The following is a 14,191-nucleotide window of genomic DNA, read 5'->3' as shown; positions in this document are numbered from 1 at the left end:
CGGTGTCGTTCACGCGTCCATTGGTCTGAGGGCTGACGCAAAGTCTAGGCCGACCTCCCTGGAGCCGATAGCCCAGATTGGCATGCGGGAACACCGGTCCAGGCACCAAAGGAGTGCAGCCAAAACGAAATTTCAAAACCCCTCACCAAAAGCGATCATTTCTCAAAACAAAATTTCAACAACACAAACTCAAATATTTTTCTATTTGTTTTGCTTTTTTATTTCATTGTGATAACTTTGCATTTCGCCATCCGTAACAAGAAAGACGGATGACAACCCGTACTGCTTGGCCCATCAGCTCAAGCCAGTGTCTTCCAGGAAGATTGACAAAGGACTTGGAATGCTTGCTGCACTCAAGAAATGGGCCGTGTTGGGCCTGTTGCTCGCCACCACCACGGCATGGACTGAATCGGCCGTGGCGCAAACGAATTGGCCTGCGCGGCCGGTGAAAATCATGGTGCCCTATCCCCCCGGCACTGGCCCGGATGTGATGGCCCGATTGGTCGCTGAAGGGCTGGCCAAAGAGCTGAACACCAGCTTCATCGTGGACAACAAGCCGGGTGCCAACGCCATCATCGGCACTGATGCGGTGGTGAAAGCCCCTGCCGACGGCTACACGTTCTTGCTGCTGGATCGCCTGACCTTGTCGGTCAACCCGCTGCTTTATCAACCGCTGCCGTTTGATGTCCGCAAAGACCTGGTCTCCGTCAGCAACATTGCCGATGTGAACCTGTATCTGGTCACCAGCGCTCAGTTGCCGGTGACCGATTTCGCCTCGTTTCTTCAGTACGTGAAGGCCAACCCAGGCAAGGTCACCTTTGGCACGGGAGGGGTGGGCAGCATCATGCATCTGAACATGGAACTGCTTCAGGCCCGGACCGGGATGGAGTTTCTGCACGTACCGTACAAGGCCCTTGCGGAGGTCATCCCGGCGATGCTGGGAGGCCAAGTGCAAGTGACTTCGGGCGGGGTCGAGGCACTGCTGCCCCATGTCGAAAAGGGCACGTTGAAATTGCTCGCGGTGGGCGCGCCTAAAAGAGCACCCATCACACCCCAGGTCCCCACCATCCTCGAAGCTGGCGGCGCCGACATGCTGCTCTCCACCTCTTACACCCTCCACGCCAAAGCGGGCACGCCGCCCGAAATACTGGCCAAGGTGAATGCCAGCCTGTTCAAAGTGCTGGGCAGCCCTGAATTGCAAGCCTGGACCGCCAAACGGGGGCTTCATGCGGCGGCATCAAAGCCGGCTGAATTGGACGCGCAGATTGCCCACGATTCAGAACGTGTCGGCAAGCTCATCCGCGAACGCGGCATCCGGGTGCAGTGAGCACAGTGTCGCGCCCACCGCAATCAACCCGCCCAAACCGCCCCCTAACCCACCCGACCTGTGCGCCATGCTGCAGGTCACATCACCTACCGGAGCCCTCCCTGTGTCATCTACCCGACAAGCCGAACACCCCATCCATCCACTGTTCACCCAACGCTGGTCACCGCGGGCCTTCACCGGTGAACCGATCACAGAAGAGCAGTTGCTGACGCTGCTTGAAGCAGCGCGTTGGGCACCGTCGGCCTACAACGCTCAGCCCTGGCGTTGGATCCATGTGCGCCGCGACACACCACACTGGCGCCCCATTCTCGAATCGCTGGTGGAGTTCAATCAGGGCTGGGCGCAGCACGCGGCAGCGCTTCTGGTGTTGGTGTCCGCCAAGCAGGCGGTGTTTCCAGGAAAGCCCGCGGCGGCGCCCAACGCCTGGCACTCATTCGACTGCGGCGCAGCTTGGGCCAGCCTGGCCTTTCAGGCCACCTTGTCCGGTTTGGCCAGCCACGCCATGGCGGGCTTTGATGAACCACGTCTGCGCGCTGCCATTCAACTGCCTGAGACCCACGCCATCGAAACCGTGATTGCGGTCGGGAAACCCGGACGCCAGGATCGCTTGCCCGAAGCGCTGCTCGCCCGCGAAAGTCCGAATGAACGCCTGCCGCTGGCAGACGTGGCCTTCGAGGGCCATTTCCAGAGCAAAGGCTGAAAGGTGTGGCGCCTCAGGCAGCAATCAAGCCGCTGAAATATGTGCCGTGATGCTCGCAGCCGCCCCGACGACCAGATTTGCAAGAAATTCTTCGTTGAAGGCTGCAAAGCGCTCGCTGGGGCCCACCAGGGTGATGCTGCCCAAAATGCGCTGCTTCTCATCAAAGATCGGCGCGGCCAGGCCTGTCTTTTCAGGATCGAGTTCACCCACGCTGATGCAGAACCCCTGTTTGCGGATCTGCAGCATGGTCTTGGAGAAGACCTTCCAGTCGCCTCCAATGCGCTGCACGCCGGGGTGATCGGTGTGGGCATCGAATATCTTGCGCAATTGGCGCGGCAACAGGTAGGCCAGGATCACCCGGGATGTGGCACTGCGAAACAGATCCATGGGTCGCCCGCGCCCAAAGTTCAGGGGATCGACGCTGGCCCCGGGCTGGTGATAAATTGAAATCACGGTCGAGCCATACAGCTCGCTGATCAGCACGCTGAGCCCGGTCTGCTCCACCAGGTGCTGAGTCAGATCGCGGCTGCTGGACAACAGCGGGTGGTACTCGGTCATCAGGCGATCCAGCTCGATCACTCTCGGACCCAGAGCGTAGCCACGGGGCAGACGCACCAGCAGACCGACGTCGCTCAACTCACGCACATAGCGGTAGGCGCTGGCCGGTGCATAGCCCAACTGGGAGCAGATCAACTCCACATCAATCACGGCCTGCTCGGGCTTGAACAGGCTCAAAACATCCAACATGCGTCGAAGGCTATTCATCAATTTATCGTTCTGTGGGAGGGTTGAAGGTCAGATCGACAAGCGTAATCGAACTGCAGTCGAAGCCCGAGACAAAACGCCAAAGAAGGCGCAACGGGCCCCTGCCTGACCCAGGCCCCCGACTTCAGACATGTTGCCGCTATTGGGCCACGATGCGATCCGTCAATCGGGCGGCGGCCCGCACGACCAGATCACACAAAAAAGTTTCCTGAAAGGCCTGAAAGCGCTCACTGCGCCCCACCAGGGTGATGCTGCCTAGCACCCTGCCCTTTTCATCGAACACCGGTGCGGCGACACCGGTGCGATCCGGGTGAAGCTCCCCCCGGCTCAGACAATATCCCTTTTTGCGGATGTCCAGCAGGCTGCGGGAGAAGTCCTTCCAGGCCAGCCCCAAGTGCAGCAATTGGGCACTTTCAGCATGCAGATCGTAGATCCGCCGTATCTGGCGCGGCAGCAGGTAAGCCAGCACGACGCGCGAGGTGGCGCTGTGGAAAAGGTCGATCGGCAAGCCCCGCCCACCGCCTACCGGTCCGGCATCGCTGCCCCGTTGAAGCAGCACATTGATGACAGAGTGACCATGGAACTCGCTGATCAGGGCGTCCAGCCCCGTCTGGGTGACCAAGTCGTCGACCAGGTCGCGACCCCATTGCAGCATGGGGTCATAGGCTGTCATCTGATGCTCCAGCGCGATGATGCGCGGCCCCAAGGCGTAGCCACGAGGCAAGCGCACCAACAAACCCACAGCACCCAATTCACGCAGGTACCGGTAGGCACTGGCTGGGGTATAGCCCAGCTCACGGCAGATGACATCGATGTCGATCACCGACTGGTCAGGCCTGAACAGGCCCAAGACATCCAGCATCCGGCGCAAGCTGTTCATGGTGGGTTCGGGAAGGCTAAGAATGAGAACGCATTGGCAGGACAGTCCAGCGCTGCCAACGATATCGAGGTACCTGAACAATCGGAACCATTGAACAGCAATCGGACAAGGCCGTCCGATATATTGCAGTATTTTGCCTATTGGATTCTATCGCACAATAAAGTGTTATTTTTTTGCCATATTAATACATTTATTTTCATCAATGAAGAACTCATGGACGAGTGATCGCACCAAACGAAAGTACTGTGCTGGACAGTGTCGATTCATGAAAACGGTGCCCGACAGACAGGACAGTCTCTCATTCGACCGCCATATGGCTTTGCCGTACAACGTCGACAATCAGGCCTCGTTCGCTGCGCATCAGGCGCTCGAAATCTGCCCCCACGATCAGCTGAGGCTCGATGCCCCGTGACTGCAGCATCTGCTGAAAAGCCTCGCCATCGGTCACCTTGCGGATGGCTTGCTGCAACCGATCAACCTCGCTCTGCCGCAGACCAGCCGGCGCCAGCAACCCCAACCATGAGCTCAGGGCCAGGCCCTTCATGGCCGGCAGTTCAGACAGTGCAGGCACCTGGGGCATCACACCGATCCGCTGCGCAGAAGTCACGGCCAAGGCTTTGATTCGGCCGTCTTGCACGTGCTGCTGCACCAAAGCCACGGGCAGGATCGCCAGGTCCAGTTGCCCGCCCACCACATCGGTCACGACCTGGGGCGCCGCCTTGTAGGGAACATGCACCCAATCAATGCCTGTGCGCAGATGGATCAGCTCACCCGAGATGTGCAACAAGGAGCCGCGACCATCGGTGCCGAAGTTCAACACCCCGGGATGGGCGCGCGCCCAGCGGATCAGCCCCTCCAGCGAGTCTGCCGGCAAGCCCAGGCGCCCCACCACGGCAAAGGGCATCTGACCCACCACGGCCAAGGCCCGGAAGTCGCGAAAGCTGTCATAGCGCACCGCACTGGGGGTGAGCACAGGAGCCACATTGAGCGGGCTGCTGACCGCGAAAAGCAGCGTCTGACCATCGGCAGCGGCATGGGCGACCTTTTGCGTCCCGAGGGTGCCGAAGGCGCCTGTGACGTTCTCGATCACCCAGGTCTGTCCCAGCAACTGGGCCACGGGCGCAGACAACTGACGGGCGACCCCATCGATGGCGCCCCCCGGTGCAAAAGGAACGATCACGGTGACCGGCTTGCCCGACACCGATTGCGCCATCAAGGGGCTCACCCCAGCCACCCCTGCAAGACCCAGACTCTTCAAGCAAAGCCGCTTGCTCAGCAACATACTGCCCTTTCAGGGCCGATTCAAGGCCCAAACGTTATGGAAACCCGACAGGACACCGGCCTCAGGGGAACTCAATGTGGGCGCGCTTCACCACCGGTTCGGCCTGGTGAAACGCCTCCGCCCAGATGCGCCGTGCCTGCTCAGGCGTACTGCCGATCGGCTCCACTCCCTGCGCCAGCAAGCGCGACCGCAGCTCGGGCGACTGCAGCACTTGACGCAAGGCTTTGGCCAAGGCCTCCTGGACCACGGCCGGCGTGCCGGTGGGCGCAAACAGCGCAAACCAACCCGACTCGGCCATTTGGGGCCAGCCCAATTCGACAAAGGTGGGGGTGGAAGGCAAGGATGGGAATCGACGGGTACCGGTCACGGCCAACGGGCGAACTCGAGCACTTTCAACGCCGGAGCCGATGGCTGAGACCGTGAGAAACACGCTGTCAAGGTGCCCGCCCAGCAAATCCGTGAGCGCAGGAGCAGAGCCTTTATAGGGTACATGCACCCACTGCAGATGGGCCGCATCGGCCAACACCTCGCCCATGACATGGCCCGAGGATCCCACCCCGAAGCTGCCGTAGCTCAGGCCTTGCGCCTTGGCCCGCTGCACGAACTCTCCCAGATCGCGCTCCTTGGCATCAGACCGAACGGCCAGAACCAATGGGGCCTGGCCCACGATGCAAACGATGGCAAACTGCGACATCACCGCCTGGGGACTCTGCGAAGGCTGTGCAGCCAAAGGCGCAATGACGTGCGTCGAATGGCTGCCCAGTAGCAAGGTGTAGCCATCGGCCGGCTGCCGCTGGACACTGCGCCAGGCCACCGCGCCATTGGCACCAGGCCGGTTGTCAACCACCACCGCCTGCCCCAACACCTGCTGAAGCTGCGTTCCCAGAAGACGGGCCAGCGCATCCGTTCCCCCTCCACTGGCAAAGGGCACCACCAATGTGATGGTCTTCTGGGGAAAGGCCAGATCGACAGCGCCGGCGTCGCGTAGCACGCCAGCCCAACCTACCAGTGCCAAGCCAAGCCCCACCAGGCCGGTGCGCAGCCAAGCGCCGCGCGCGCCAATGTGCGCCCGACACCGCAGAGCCAGCGCCGTGTTCATTGGATGCCTGCCATGTTGATGTACTTGATGACCAGGTAATCATCCATTCCGTAGTGCGAGCCTTCACGCCCCAACCCTGATTGCTTGACCCCGCCAAAGGGGGCCACCTCATTGGAGATCAGCCCTGTATTGACGCCAACCATGCCGTATTCCAGGCGCTCTGCAACCCGCCACACCCGCCCCAGATCACGAGCGTAGAAATAGCTGGCCAGACCGAACTCAGTGTCATTGGCCAGGGCTACGACCTCGTCCTCTGATTCAAAGCGGAACAGCGGCGCCAGCGGGCCAAAGGTCTCCTCCCGAGCGACCGCCATGTCCGAGGTGACATCCACCAGAACGGTGGGCTCGAAGAAGGAGCGCCCGAGCGAGTGGGGTTTCCCACCTGTCAGAACACGAGCCCCTTTGGCAAGTGCATCTGCGACGTGCTCCTCTACCTTGGCCAGGGCCTTTTCGTCGATCAGGGGCCCCACACGCACCCCCTCGGTCATGCCGTCGCCGACCGTCAAGGTCTGCACCGCAGCCGTCAATTTGGCAGCGAAGGCGTCATAGACCTTGGCATGGACATACAGGCGGTTGGCACACACGCAAGTCTGCCCCGCATTGCGGTACTTGGACACCATCGCCCCTTCGACCGCCGCATCGAGGTCAGCATCGTCAAAGACGATGAAGGGTGCATTGCCGCCCAACTCCATGGAAACCTTCTTGATGCTGTCCGCGGTCTGCTTCATCAACGTGCGCCCAACCTCCGTCGAACCTGTGAAGCTCAGCTTGCGGACCGCGGGATGGGTCGCCAACACCCGACCGATGTCGCCCGCCGAGCCGGTCACCACCGACAAGACACCCGCGGGAACGCCTGCACGCTCGGCCAACGCCACCAAAGCCAGGGCCGTCAAGGGCGTCTGCGAGGCCGGCTTGAGCACCATCGTGCAGCCCGCGGCCAGGGCCGGGCCTGCCTTGCGAGTGATCATGGCGGCCGGGAAATTCCAGGGCGTGATGGCGGCACACACACCAATCGGCTCCTTGGTTACCACGATGCGCTGACTGCTCAAGGGCGCCGGAATGGTGTCGCCATAGACCCGCCTTGCCTCTTCGGAAAACCACTCGATGAATGAGGCGGCATAGGCAATCTCGCCCCGGGCCTCGGCCAAGGGCTTGCCCTGCTCGGCGGTCATGATGCGCGCCAGATCGTCGACATTCGCCTGGATCAGCTCATACCAGCGGCGCAGGACCGCGGCACGCTCTTTGGCCGTGCGGGCTCGCCAGGCGGGCCAGGCCGCCTGGGCCGCCAGCACGGCCTGCTCAGCTTCGGCGGCACCCAGGCGCGGCACGGAGCCCACGCGCACGCCGGTGGCAGGGTTGCGCACATCAATTCGATTTTCAGAGGAAATCCACTGACCATTGATCAGGCATTGGTCGCGCAGCAGGAAAGGATTTTGAAGATTCAGCATCGCCATTGAGAGTAGAGAAAGCCCCCGAGGCGCGATGCCCCGGGGAAAAACCTGGAGAACAGGCCGCGAAACATTGGATAAGGAGCACGGGCGGTGAAGCCTTGCCCATGGCATGGGAAGCGGCAGGCTTTAGATCTGGGTGATCATCTTGGTTGCCAGGTAACCATCAAACAGCTCGGTTCCCCCCTCGCTGCCAATACCACTGTCCTTGATGCCGCCAAAAGGCAGCTCGGGATGCGCCATGCCAAAGTGGTTGATGTTGACCATGCCTGCCTCCAAACCGTTGGCCACGCGCGTGGAGGTTTGAATCGAGTGGGTAAACACATAAGACGCCAGACCAAACGGAACACTGTTGGCCCTGCGCAGCACCTCGTCCAGATCAGTGAACCGGGTGATGGGCGCAATGGGACCGAAGGGCTCCTCATTCATGACCCGGGCCGTGTCAGGCAGGCCAGTGATCACCGTCGGAGCAAAGAAGTGGCCGGCCCCCGGGAGACGGCCGCCACCGCTGAGCACCTCGCCCCCCTGGCGTGTGGCGTCATCCACCAAGGACTGCACGGCCTCAAGACGTCGTGCGTGCACCAGGGGGCCCATCTGCGACTCCGGCTGCAGGCCATGGCCCACCGTCACCGAGTTGATGACTTCGGCGAAGGTACTCACAAAGCGGTCATACACCCGGCTCTGCACATAGAAGCGCGAGGGCGAAACGCACACCTGCCCGGCGTTGCGCACCTTGAAACGGGCCAGCAAGGTGGCCGCCTGCTCCACATCGGCATCATCGAACACCAGCACGGGGGAGTGGCCCCCCAGCTCCATGCTGACCCGCTTCATGTGGGCACCAGCCAGGGCGGCCAGGTGCTTGCCCACCGGCACAGAACCCGTGAACGAAATCTTGCGCACGAAAGGCGACTCGATCAGGTGCTTGGAGATGGTAGAAGGCACGCCCCACACCACATTGAGCACGCCGGGCGGCAATCCGGCGTCATGGAACAAGTGGGCCAGGGCATCCACCGCACTGGGCGACTCTTCGGGTCCCTTGAGAACCACGGTACAGCCAGAGCCAATGGCGGCCACCACCTTCTTCATGGCCTGGCCCATCGGAAAGTTCCACGGGCTGAAGGCCGCGCACACGCCCACGGGTTCGCGCACCACCCACTGCCGCACGAGGGGATTGCGGGGCGGCACGACGCGGCCGTAGATGCGCCTGCACTCTTCAGCCGCCCACTCGGCGTGCTCGGCGCTGTTGAGCACCTCCGCCACCGCTTCGGCCAAGGGCTTGCCGTTGTCCTGCGTGATGGCCCGCGCAATGTCGCTTGCGCGTTCGCGGGCCAACTCGCCCACCCGACGCAAAACGGCGGAGCGCTCCATGGGTGAACTGCAGCGCCAGGTCTGAAAAGCATGGTCTGCAGCCTGAAGCGCGGCATCCAGGTCTTCAGGGGTGGCCCAGGGTAGTTCACCCAGGGGCTCCAGCGTGGCAGGATCCCGGATGGCCTGGACATCACGTCCTTGGGCGCTCAGGAATCGGCCGTTGATGTAGAGAGAAAGTGGTGGGTACATGGTGCTCAGAGAATGGATGGAGCGGAGGATCTGCCGCGCATCGGCGGCAAAGGCCCAGGGGGAGCGTGCGTCACTCCAGCTTGATGCCAGCCTCACGGATGATTTTTCCGTAGCGCACGGCATCTTTTTTCATGGCTGCCAGGGTCTGCTGCGGCGTTGTGGTCGCCACATCCATGCCCCGAACGGCATAGGTCCCACGGACCTGAGGCGACTCCATGACCTTGACCACGGCCTGGTTGATCTGCGACACCACTGCATCGGGCACCTTGGCGGGGGCAAACAAGGCGAAGACGGTCGAGGGAATGGTGCCGGGCTTGCCTCCGGCCTCCGCCAGCGTTGGCACATCAGGCAGGTACATGGCACGTTGCGTGTCACCCATGGCCAGCAATCGAATCTTGCCGCTCTTGGCGTGGGCCTGCATCACCATGCCACCCGCCATCACGGCATCCACTTCGCCCGACAACAAGCCCAGCACAGCGGGGGCCACACCACGGTAGGGCACGTAGGAGAAATTCAGGCCATGGGCCTGCTTGAGCATCTCCATGCCGATGTGGTTGACATGGCCATTGCCTCCTGTACCGATGTTGACACCACCCGGTGCGGTCTTGGCGTATTTCAGGAACTCGGCAAAGTTCTTGACCGGAAGACCCTCACGCACCCCCACGAACAGGTTGACCCCTGCCAGATCGGATACCGGCTTCAGGGCCATCTCCCACTGGTAAGGCATCTTGGCGTATAGCACCGGATTGGTGACCACGGCCAGGCGGTCCACCATCAGCAAGGTACTGCCGTCACCATCACCCTTGGTCACCACCTCCGTCCCGACGATGGCGTTCGCCCCGGGGCGGTTGTCCACCACAAAGGCCTTGCCGGTCTGCTTGCTGAGGGCATTGCCCAGGTCGCGGGCGAGCACATCAGGTTCTGTTCCTGGCGGGTAGGGGACCACAATGCGCACGGTGGCCGGCGGCCAGGACTGAGCCAACGCTGAGGTGGCACCGAGCGCCATCAGGCAGGCACTCAGAAGACAAAATTTCGAACGGTTCATGGGGGGGCTTTCTTGTTGGAACGAAACACGGAAAACAGCCATGTCGGCCGCCGCCTGAGCGCGGCCAGACACGACCCTGCAGTCACGACGCGATGGAAAAAATCAAGCCTGACGCACCACCGTGCGACAGAACTCAGCCAGCTGTTCAGCTGCACCCGCCGCAGTGCCGGCAGCAGCCACAAAGCGGTCAGGGCGTATCAACACCCAGTCCACACCTCGGGCCTGAAACCAAGTGCCCAGAAGGTTCTCGGTGTCCTGAATGACATTGACCATCGGTGCCTCACCTGTGCAGCGATTCACCTCCCACGCGCTGCTGCGGGCCCTGACGGCAACAAACTGATCGCACTTGAGCAGTCGCAGCTGTTCCGCCAACGCGGGACTCATCTGCGCCAAGGGGTTGCACCGCCAACTGACCAGCGCAAAGCACCCACCGATCACGTCGTCCAGCTTGCGCGGCTCACCCGAAATCTGTTCGACCACAGGCTGAATGAACATGCGCCCCACCAGCTCGTCGTGGCCGGCATGACCGCTGTTGAGCACCACACCCTTGACAAAGCGCGGCATGGGCTTGAATTTCATCTGAAGCACGTAGTCGCGCACGCGCGGGACATCCTTGATCGCCAGAAAAAAGCGGTCCCTCAGCCAGGCCAGCGCACGATTGCGCTGCGACAGCACCGACCCGAAGAGGTCTGCCAGATCGATCATGGCCTGGGCGTGGGCATGGCGCTCGTCGTGGTAGCTGGCCAGCAATTCGGGCTTCATGCGGCCGCGCACGATCCAGGCCAGCTTCCAGGCCAGGTTGAAGGCGTCGCGCAGGCCGGCATTCAGGCCCTGTCCGATCCAGGGCGGCGTGATGTGGGCCGTGTCCCCCGCCAGGCAAACCCGATCAATCACAAAATCCTTGGCCACCCGGGAGTTATGGGTGTACACCCGGGCTCGGATCACCTTGAGTCGCTCGGGGTGCTCTACATGAAGGCTCAGCAACATCTGCACCTTGTCAGGCGTCAGCATCTGGTCGCCGTCCTCGCCCGGGAACAGCATGAACTCCCAGCGCCGCAGGCCGTAGGGCAGGCGAAGGCAGACATAGGGCCGGCGGGGCTCGCAATGCAGCGCGGTGTAAGGGGCATCGAGGGGGTCGTCCTCGCACTCGATGACCACCCATTTGTGCGGGTGCGTCTTGCCCTCGTAAGGCACCTTGAGGATGCCTTCACGCACGGTGCTGCGTGCGCCATCCGAAGCCACCAGATACTGGGCGCGCACCGTGCTCAAGCTACCATCGGCCTGGCGCAGAGTCGCGTCCACGCCCTGGTCATCTTGCACCAAAGAGATCAACTCCACCCCCAGTGCCAACTCAACGTGCGGGTAACGAGCCAGCCCCTTGCGCAGGGTGGCTTCCCCCAGCGGCTGCGAGAACAGATTGCGACGGCACCAGCCGAATTCACGCGTGCTTGGCAGGATTTCGGCAAAGCACTGCTTGGCGGCCGTGTACATGCGCATGGGCACGTTCTGGATCATGTCGCGCAGCATGTCTTCGGCCAAGCCAGCGGCCTGAAAGGTACGCAAGGCTTCATCGTCCAGGCCTACTGCGCGCGGGAAATCCAGAATCGCCGGGCTTCGGTCGATCAGCAGGGTCTCGATCCCATAGCTGCCCAGCAGGTTGGCGATGGTGACCCCGCAAGGGCCAGCGCCAACGATCAGGACCGGAATTTCTTTCTTATCTTGGGTCATGTGGGGGTGATCGTGATTCGAGGGATGTCAAACAGGGCTCAGCAACTGGTTTTCCTGGCGGATCAACAGGTGTCGCACCGCTTTGCGAAACTCCGTGAAGCGCGGGTCTTGCAGCAACTGGGCACGCCGTCGGGCTCGTTCTTCGAAGTTGTCGAATGCCCACAGGAACTTCAGTTCATTGAGGTCGCCGCTCTCGGGCTGCAACAGGCTGACCAATTGCCCCAGGATGCCAACCTGGACCTCGCGCCCCAGTTCGTTGTAGGTTTTCACGTAGTCCCGCAGACCGCCAGGGACCAAGGTGTAGGTTCTCAGTTCGTAAATCATTTGTTCGGGTTTCCGTCGAGCAGAAAAGACATCAGGACTGCAGTGCGATCAAGGCTGACGCGACAGGAATTGCCGCACCACCTGGTTGAAACTTTCGGGTTGATCGTCATGGATGTAATGGCCTGCATCCGCAATCTCGGTGGCTTGCAGCGTCGGGTTGAGGCGCAACATTTCACTCACCATTTCCGGCTGCAAATAGTCTGAACGGCTGCCACGGACCACCAGCGCGGGGCATCGGATGGCTTGCACGCAGGGGCGCAAGTCGACCGCACGCGCCGGATCAGGCCCAAGCCGCGTTGCGGCGATGCCGGCATGGTCGTAACGCCAGGTCCATCGCCCCTCGGGGGTCTGTTTGAGCATCTGCTGCAGGCGCTGCTGCCGAGCCGCCTCAGACACGGTGGGACGAAGCGCCCGCATGAAGTCTGCAGCCAGTTCCCAGCTCTCGAAATGACTCGGGGTGGTCGCCAGTTCCTTGCGGATCCTGGTCGCACCAGCGCTGACGTCGAAGGCACCTGGGCCGGCATCCTCGATCACCAGCCGATCCACCCGACCCGGGTTTTGCGCGGCATAGACCAACGCATTGATCCCTCCCATCGAATGCCCGAGCAGGTCGAAGCGGGGCAGTTGCAGGTGATCGACGAGCGCCGCCAGATCGGCCACGTAGGCATCGGTGTAGTAGTTCCACGCGGGATCCCAATCCGTCTGTCCGCGGCCACGCTGGTCAAAGCCGATGACACGGCACCCAGGCTGGAGCGCCGCGGCCACACCGGCGAAGGTCTCTGCATAACCCCGGATGCCGTGCATCGTCACCAGCGGATGCGCGCTGGGTTCGCCCCACTCCGTGACATGAAAATTGAGCCCGTTGAGAGGCAGTGTGTAGTCGCGACGTTCCATCACAGCCTCAGATCAGACAAGTCCGTCCACGCCCTTGACGTCAGCCGCCTTCAAGCCTCCCAGGCGGGCGTTGAGACGACCACGCGTGGCAAACGCCCAGCACACGATCACCTCATCTCGATTCGGACCGTCATTGAACAGCGCGCTGACCGTGTCATAGTGAGAACGCACATACAGTGCGTCCTTGTGTGCCAGCGGAATGTCCAGCACCGTGCCTGGGCTGCCTCGCTTGCCCGTGGACGGCACCCAGGATTTGCCGCCGCCCAGCGCGTCGCGGATCGGATTGGCGGCGGGGTTGGTCAACAGGGCGTTGCCATGCTCGTATTCACCGTCGATGCCAACCAGGATCGCCTTGCCATAGCTTTCAATGGCTTGCCCGTTGGCAGCTTGCTGGATACGGCGGCCGAACTCCTGGCCCAGTGCCACAGAGCCTTCGATCCAGGCGCTGAGGTCTGCTTCATAGCGACCGGCATAGGGGTTGTGAATGCATGCCGCCAGCACGAACTTGCGCAAGGGTTCACCGTCCGCGGGCGCGCCGGTCTCGCCGGCCAAGGTGTCTTCGACCTGCAAATACCACTTGCGGATGTGGAAGGCACCGAAATTGGGGGTTCTCATGGAAAGGCTTTCAATTCAAAGTGGATGGATTCAAAGTGGCGTCAGATCAAAAGGGAGGCTCGGGGCGTCGTAGTCACCCAGCAAGCGTTTGCCCTCTTCGTCGTCGTGAACGGTCTCAAGGAAGAACTCGAAGCGATGCCCGTCCGGATCTGTGAAGTACAGGCCATAGCCCACCGCGTGGTCCGTGGTCTTCACCACCGGCACGTTCTTGCGCAGCAACATGCCGTAGAGCCGGCGCAGGTCGTCCATCGACCCCTCGATCTCCAGCCCGTAGTGCTGCATGTTGATGTCGCCCCGTACCTCCGCAGTCGGACTGGCCGGGTCGACCTGGATCAGAGCGATGTCGTGGTGCTTCTGCCCGAATGAGAGAAACACCCACCGATCGCCCCGCGCCGTGACCTCCATGCCCAGCACGTCCTCGTACCAGGAGGCGGTCTCGAAGGGGTCCTTGACGAACAACGCCAAGTGGGTACGTCGGATGCGGGGTCGTACTTCAGTTAGTGGCGTAGACATGAAGCTCCCAGGGA

General features: G+C 61.9%; 14 protein-coding genes. 2 read left to right on the top strand and 12 right to left on the bottom strand.

What is annotated here, in order from left to right; translation table 11 throughout:
• The first annotated feature begins 286 nt into the window (after positions 1 to 286).
• Positions 287 to 1,327: a Bug family tripartite tricarboxylate transporter substrate binding protein gene (locus AC3WUT_RS24855; RefSeq protein WP_492349747.1), complete on the top strand. Its 1,041-nt coding sequence runs from the start codon at positions 287 to 289 to the stop codon at positions 1,325 to 1,327.
• A 103-nt stretch (positions 1,328 to 1,430) separates the two neighbouring features.
• On the top strand, positions 1,431 to 2,027 hold the full coding sequence (locus tag AC3WUT_RS24850; RefSeq protein WP_492349746.1) for a nitroreductase family protein: 597 nt from the start codon (positions 1,431 to 1,433) through the stop codon (positions 2,025 to 2,027).
• A gap of 24 nt (positions 2,028 to 2,051) precedes the next feature.
• On the opposite strand, the gene AC3WUT_RS24845 is transcribed toward AC3WUT_RS24850, so the two are convergent.
• From AC3WUT_RS24845 to AC3WUT_RS24790, 12 genes are all read right to left on the bottom strand, one after another.
• Positions 2,052 to 2,792, bottom strand: coding sequence for an IclR family transcriptional regulator (locus AC3WUT_RS24845; RefSeq protein WP_492349745.1), 741 nt, complete (start codon positions 2,790 to 2,792; stop codon positions 2,052 to 2,054).
• Between the two features lie 139 nt (positions 2,793 to 2,931).
• Complete coding sequence (locus AC3WUT_RS24840) at positions 2,932 to 3,672, bottom strand: IclR family transcriptional regulator (RefSeq protein WP_492349744.1); 741 nt, start codon at positions 3,670 to 3,672, stop codon at positions 2,932 to 2,934.
• Positions 3,673 to 3,970: 298 nt separating this feature from the next.
• Positions 3,971 to 4,897 carry a Bug family tripartite tricarboxylate transporter substrate binding protein gene (locus AC3WUT_RS24835; RefSeq protein WP_492349743.1) on the bottom strand — a complete coding sequence of 309 codons (927 nt, stop codon included), beginning with the start codon at positions 4,895 to 4,897 and terminating at the stop codon, positions 3,971 to 3,973.
• 118 nt (positions 4,898 to 5,015) lie between these two features.
• Complete coding sequence (locus tag AC3WUT_RS24830) at positions 5,016 to 6,053, bottom strand: Bug family tripartite tricarboxylate transporter substrate binding protein (protein ID WP_492349742.1); 1,038 nt, start codon at positions 6,051 to 6,053, stop codon at positions 5,016 to 5,018.
• The gene (gabD, locus tag AC3WUT_RS24825) at positions 6,050 to 7,501 is read right to left on the bottom strand and encodes an NADP-dependent succinate-semialdehyde dehydrogenase (RefSeq protein WP_492349741.1); all 1,452 of its coding nucleotides are present in this window, start codon (positions 7,499 to 7,501) and stop codon (positions 6,050 to 6,052) included. The genes AC3WUT_RS24830 and gabD overlap by 4 nt, the downstream gene beginning before the upstream one ends.
• A 129-nt stretch (positions 7,502 to 7,630) precedes the next feature.
• Positions 7,631 to 9,058, bottom strand: coding sequence for an NAD-dependent succinate-semialdehyde dehydrogenase (locus AC3WUT_RS24820; protein WP_492349740.1), 1,428 nt, complete (start codon positions 9,056 to 9,058; stop codon positions 7,631 to 7,633).
• Between the two features lie 70 nt (positions 9,059 to 9,128).
• On the bottom strand, positions 9,129 to 10,103 hold the full coding sequence (locus AC3WUT_RS24815) for a Bug family tripartite tricarboxylate transporter substrate binding protein (protein ID WP_492349739.1): 975 nt from the start codon (positions 10,101 to 10,103) through the stop codon (positions 9,129 to 9,131).
• A 102-nt stretch (positions 10,104 to 10,205) separates the two neighbouring features.
• On the bottom strand, positions 10,206 to 11,831 hold the full coding sequence (locus AC3WUT_RS24810) for a bifunctional 3-(3-hydroxy-phenyl)propionate/3-hydroxycinnamic acid hydroxylase (RefSeq protein ID WP_492349738.1): 1,626 nt from the start codon (positions 11,829 to 11,831) through the stop codon (positions 10,206 to 10,208).
• 27 nt (positions 11,832 to 11,858) lie between these two features.
• A complete protein-coding gene (locus AC3WUT_RS24805) occupies positions 11,859 to 12,155 on the bottom strand; it encodes an NIPSNAP family protein (protein ID WP_492349737.1) in 297 nt (98 codons plus the stop codon).
• 48 nt (positions 12,156 to 12,203) lie between these two features.
• A complete protein-coding gene (locus AC3WUT_RS24800) occupies positions 12,204 to 13,049 on the bottom strand; it encodes an alpha/beta fold hydrolase (protein ID WP_492349736.1) in 846 nt (281 codons plus the stop codon).
• 12 nt (positions 13,050 to 13,061) lie between these two features.
• The gene (locus tag AC3WUT_RS24795; protein WP_492349735.1) at positions 13,062 to 13,664 is read right to left on the bottom strand and encodes an amino acid synthesis family protein; all 603 of its coding nucleotides are present in this window, start codon (positions 13,662 to 13,664) and stop codon (positions 13,062 to 13,064) included.
• Positions 13,665 to 13,694: 30 nt separating this feature from the next.
• Positions 13,695 to 14,177, bottom strand: a complete 483-nt coding sequence (locus AC3WUT_RS24790; protein WP_492349734.1) for a VOC family protein — start codon at positions 14,175 to 14,177, stop codon at positions 13,695 to 13,697.
• Between the last annotated feature and the right edge of the window lie 14 nt (positions 14,178 to 14,191).

Source organism: Curvibacter sp. EU05-FHT14A10 (assembly GCF_058791075.1).
The sequence above is the reverse complement of the archived record's forward strand: the minus strand, read 5'-3'. Positions and strand labels throughout refer to the sequence as shown.

Bases quoted from the DNA above. Each gene is read 5' to 3' on its own strand.
- AC3WUT_RS24845 (WP_492349745.1), bottom strand. From the start codon at position 2,792: ATGAATAGCCTTCGACGCATGTTGGATGTTTTGAGCCTGTTCAAGCCC.
- AC3WUT_RS24840 (WP_492349744.1), bottom strand. From the start codon at position 3,672: ATGAACAGCTTGCGCCGGATGCTGGATGTCTTGGGCCTGTTCAGGCCT.
- AC3WUT_RS24830 (WP_492349742.1), bottom strand. From the start codon at position 6,053: ATGAACACGGCGCTGGCTCTGCGGTGTCGGGCGCACATTGGCGCGCGC.
- gabD (WP_492349741.1), bottom strand. From the start codon at position 7,501: ATGCTGAATCTTCAAAATCCTTTCCTGCTGCGCGACCAATGCCTGATC.
- AC3WUT_RS24820 (WP_492349740.1), bottom strand. From the start codon at position 9,058: ATGTACCCACCACTTTCTCTCTACATCAACGGCCGATTCCTGAGCGCC.
- AC3WUT_RS24815 (WP_492349739.1), bottom strand. From the start codon at position 10,103: ATGAACCGTTCGAAATTTTGTCTTCTGAGTGCCTGCCTGATGGCGCTC.
- AC3WUT_RS24810 (WP_492349738.1), bottom strand. From the start codon at position 11,831: ATGACCCAAGATAAGAAAGAAATTCCGGTCCTGATCGTTGGCGCTGGC.
- AC3WUT_RS24805 (WP_492349737.1), bottom strand. From the start codon at position 12,155: ATGATTTACGAACTGAGAACCTACACCTTGGTCCCTGGCGGTCTGCGG.
- AC3WUT_RS24800 (WP_492349736.1), bottom strand. From the start codon at position 13,049: ATGGAACGTCGCGACTACACACTGCCTCTCAACGGGCTCAATTTTCAT.
- AC3WUT_RS24795 (WP_492349735.1), bottom strand. From the start codon at position 13,664: ATGAGAACCCCCAATTTCGGTGCCTTCCACATCCGCAAGTGGTATTTG.
- AC3WUT_RS24790 (WP_492349734.1), bottom strand. From the start codon at position 14,177: ATGTCTACGCCACTAACTGAAGTACGACCCCGCATCCGACGTACCCAC.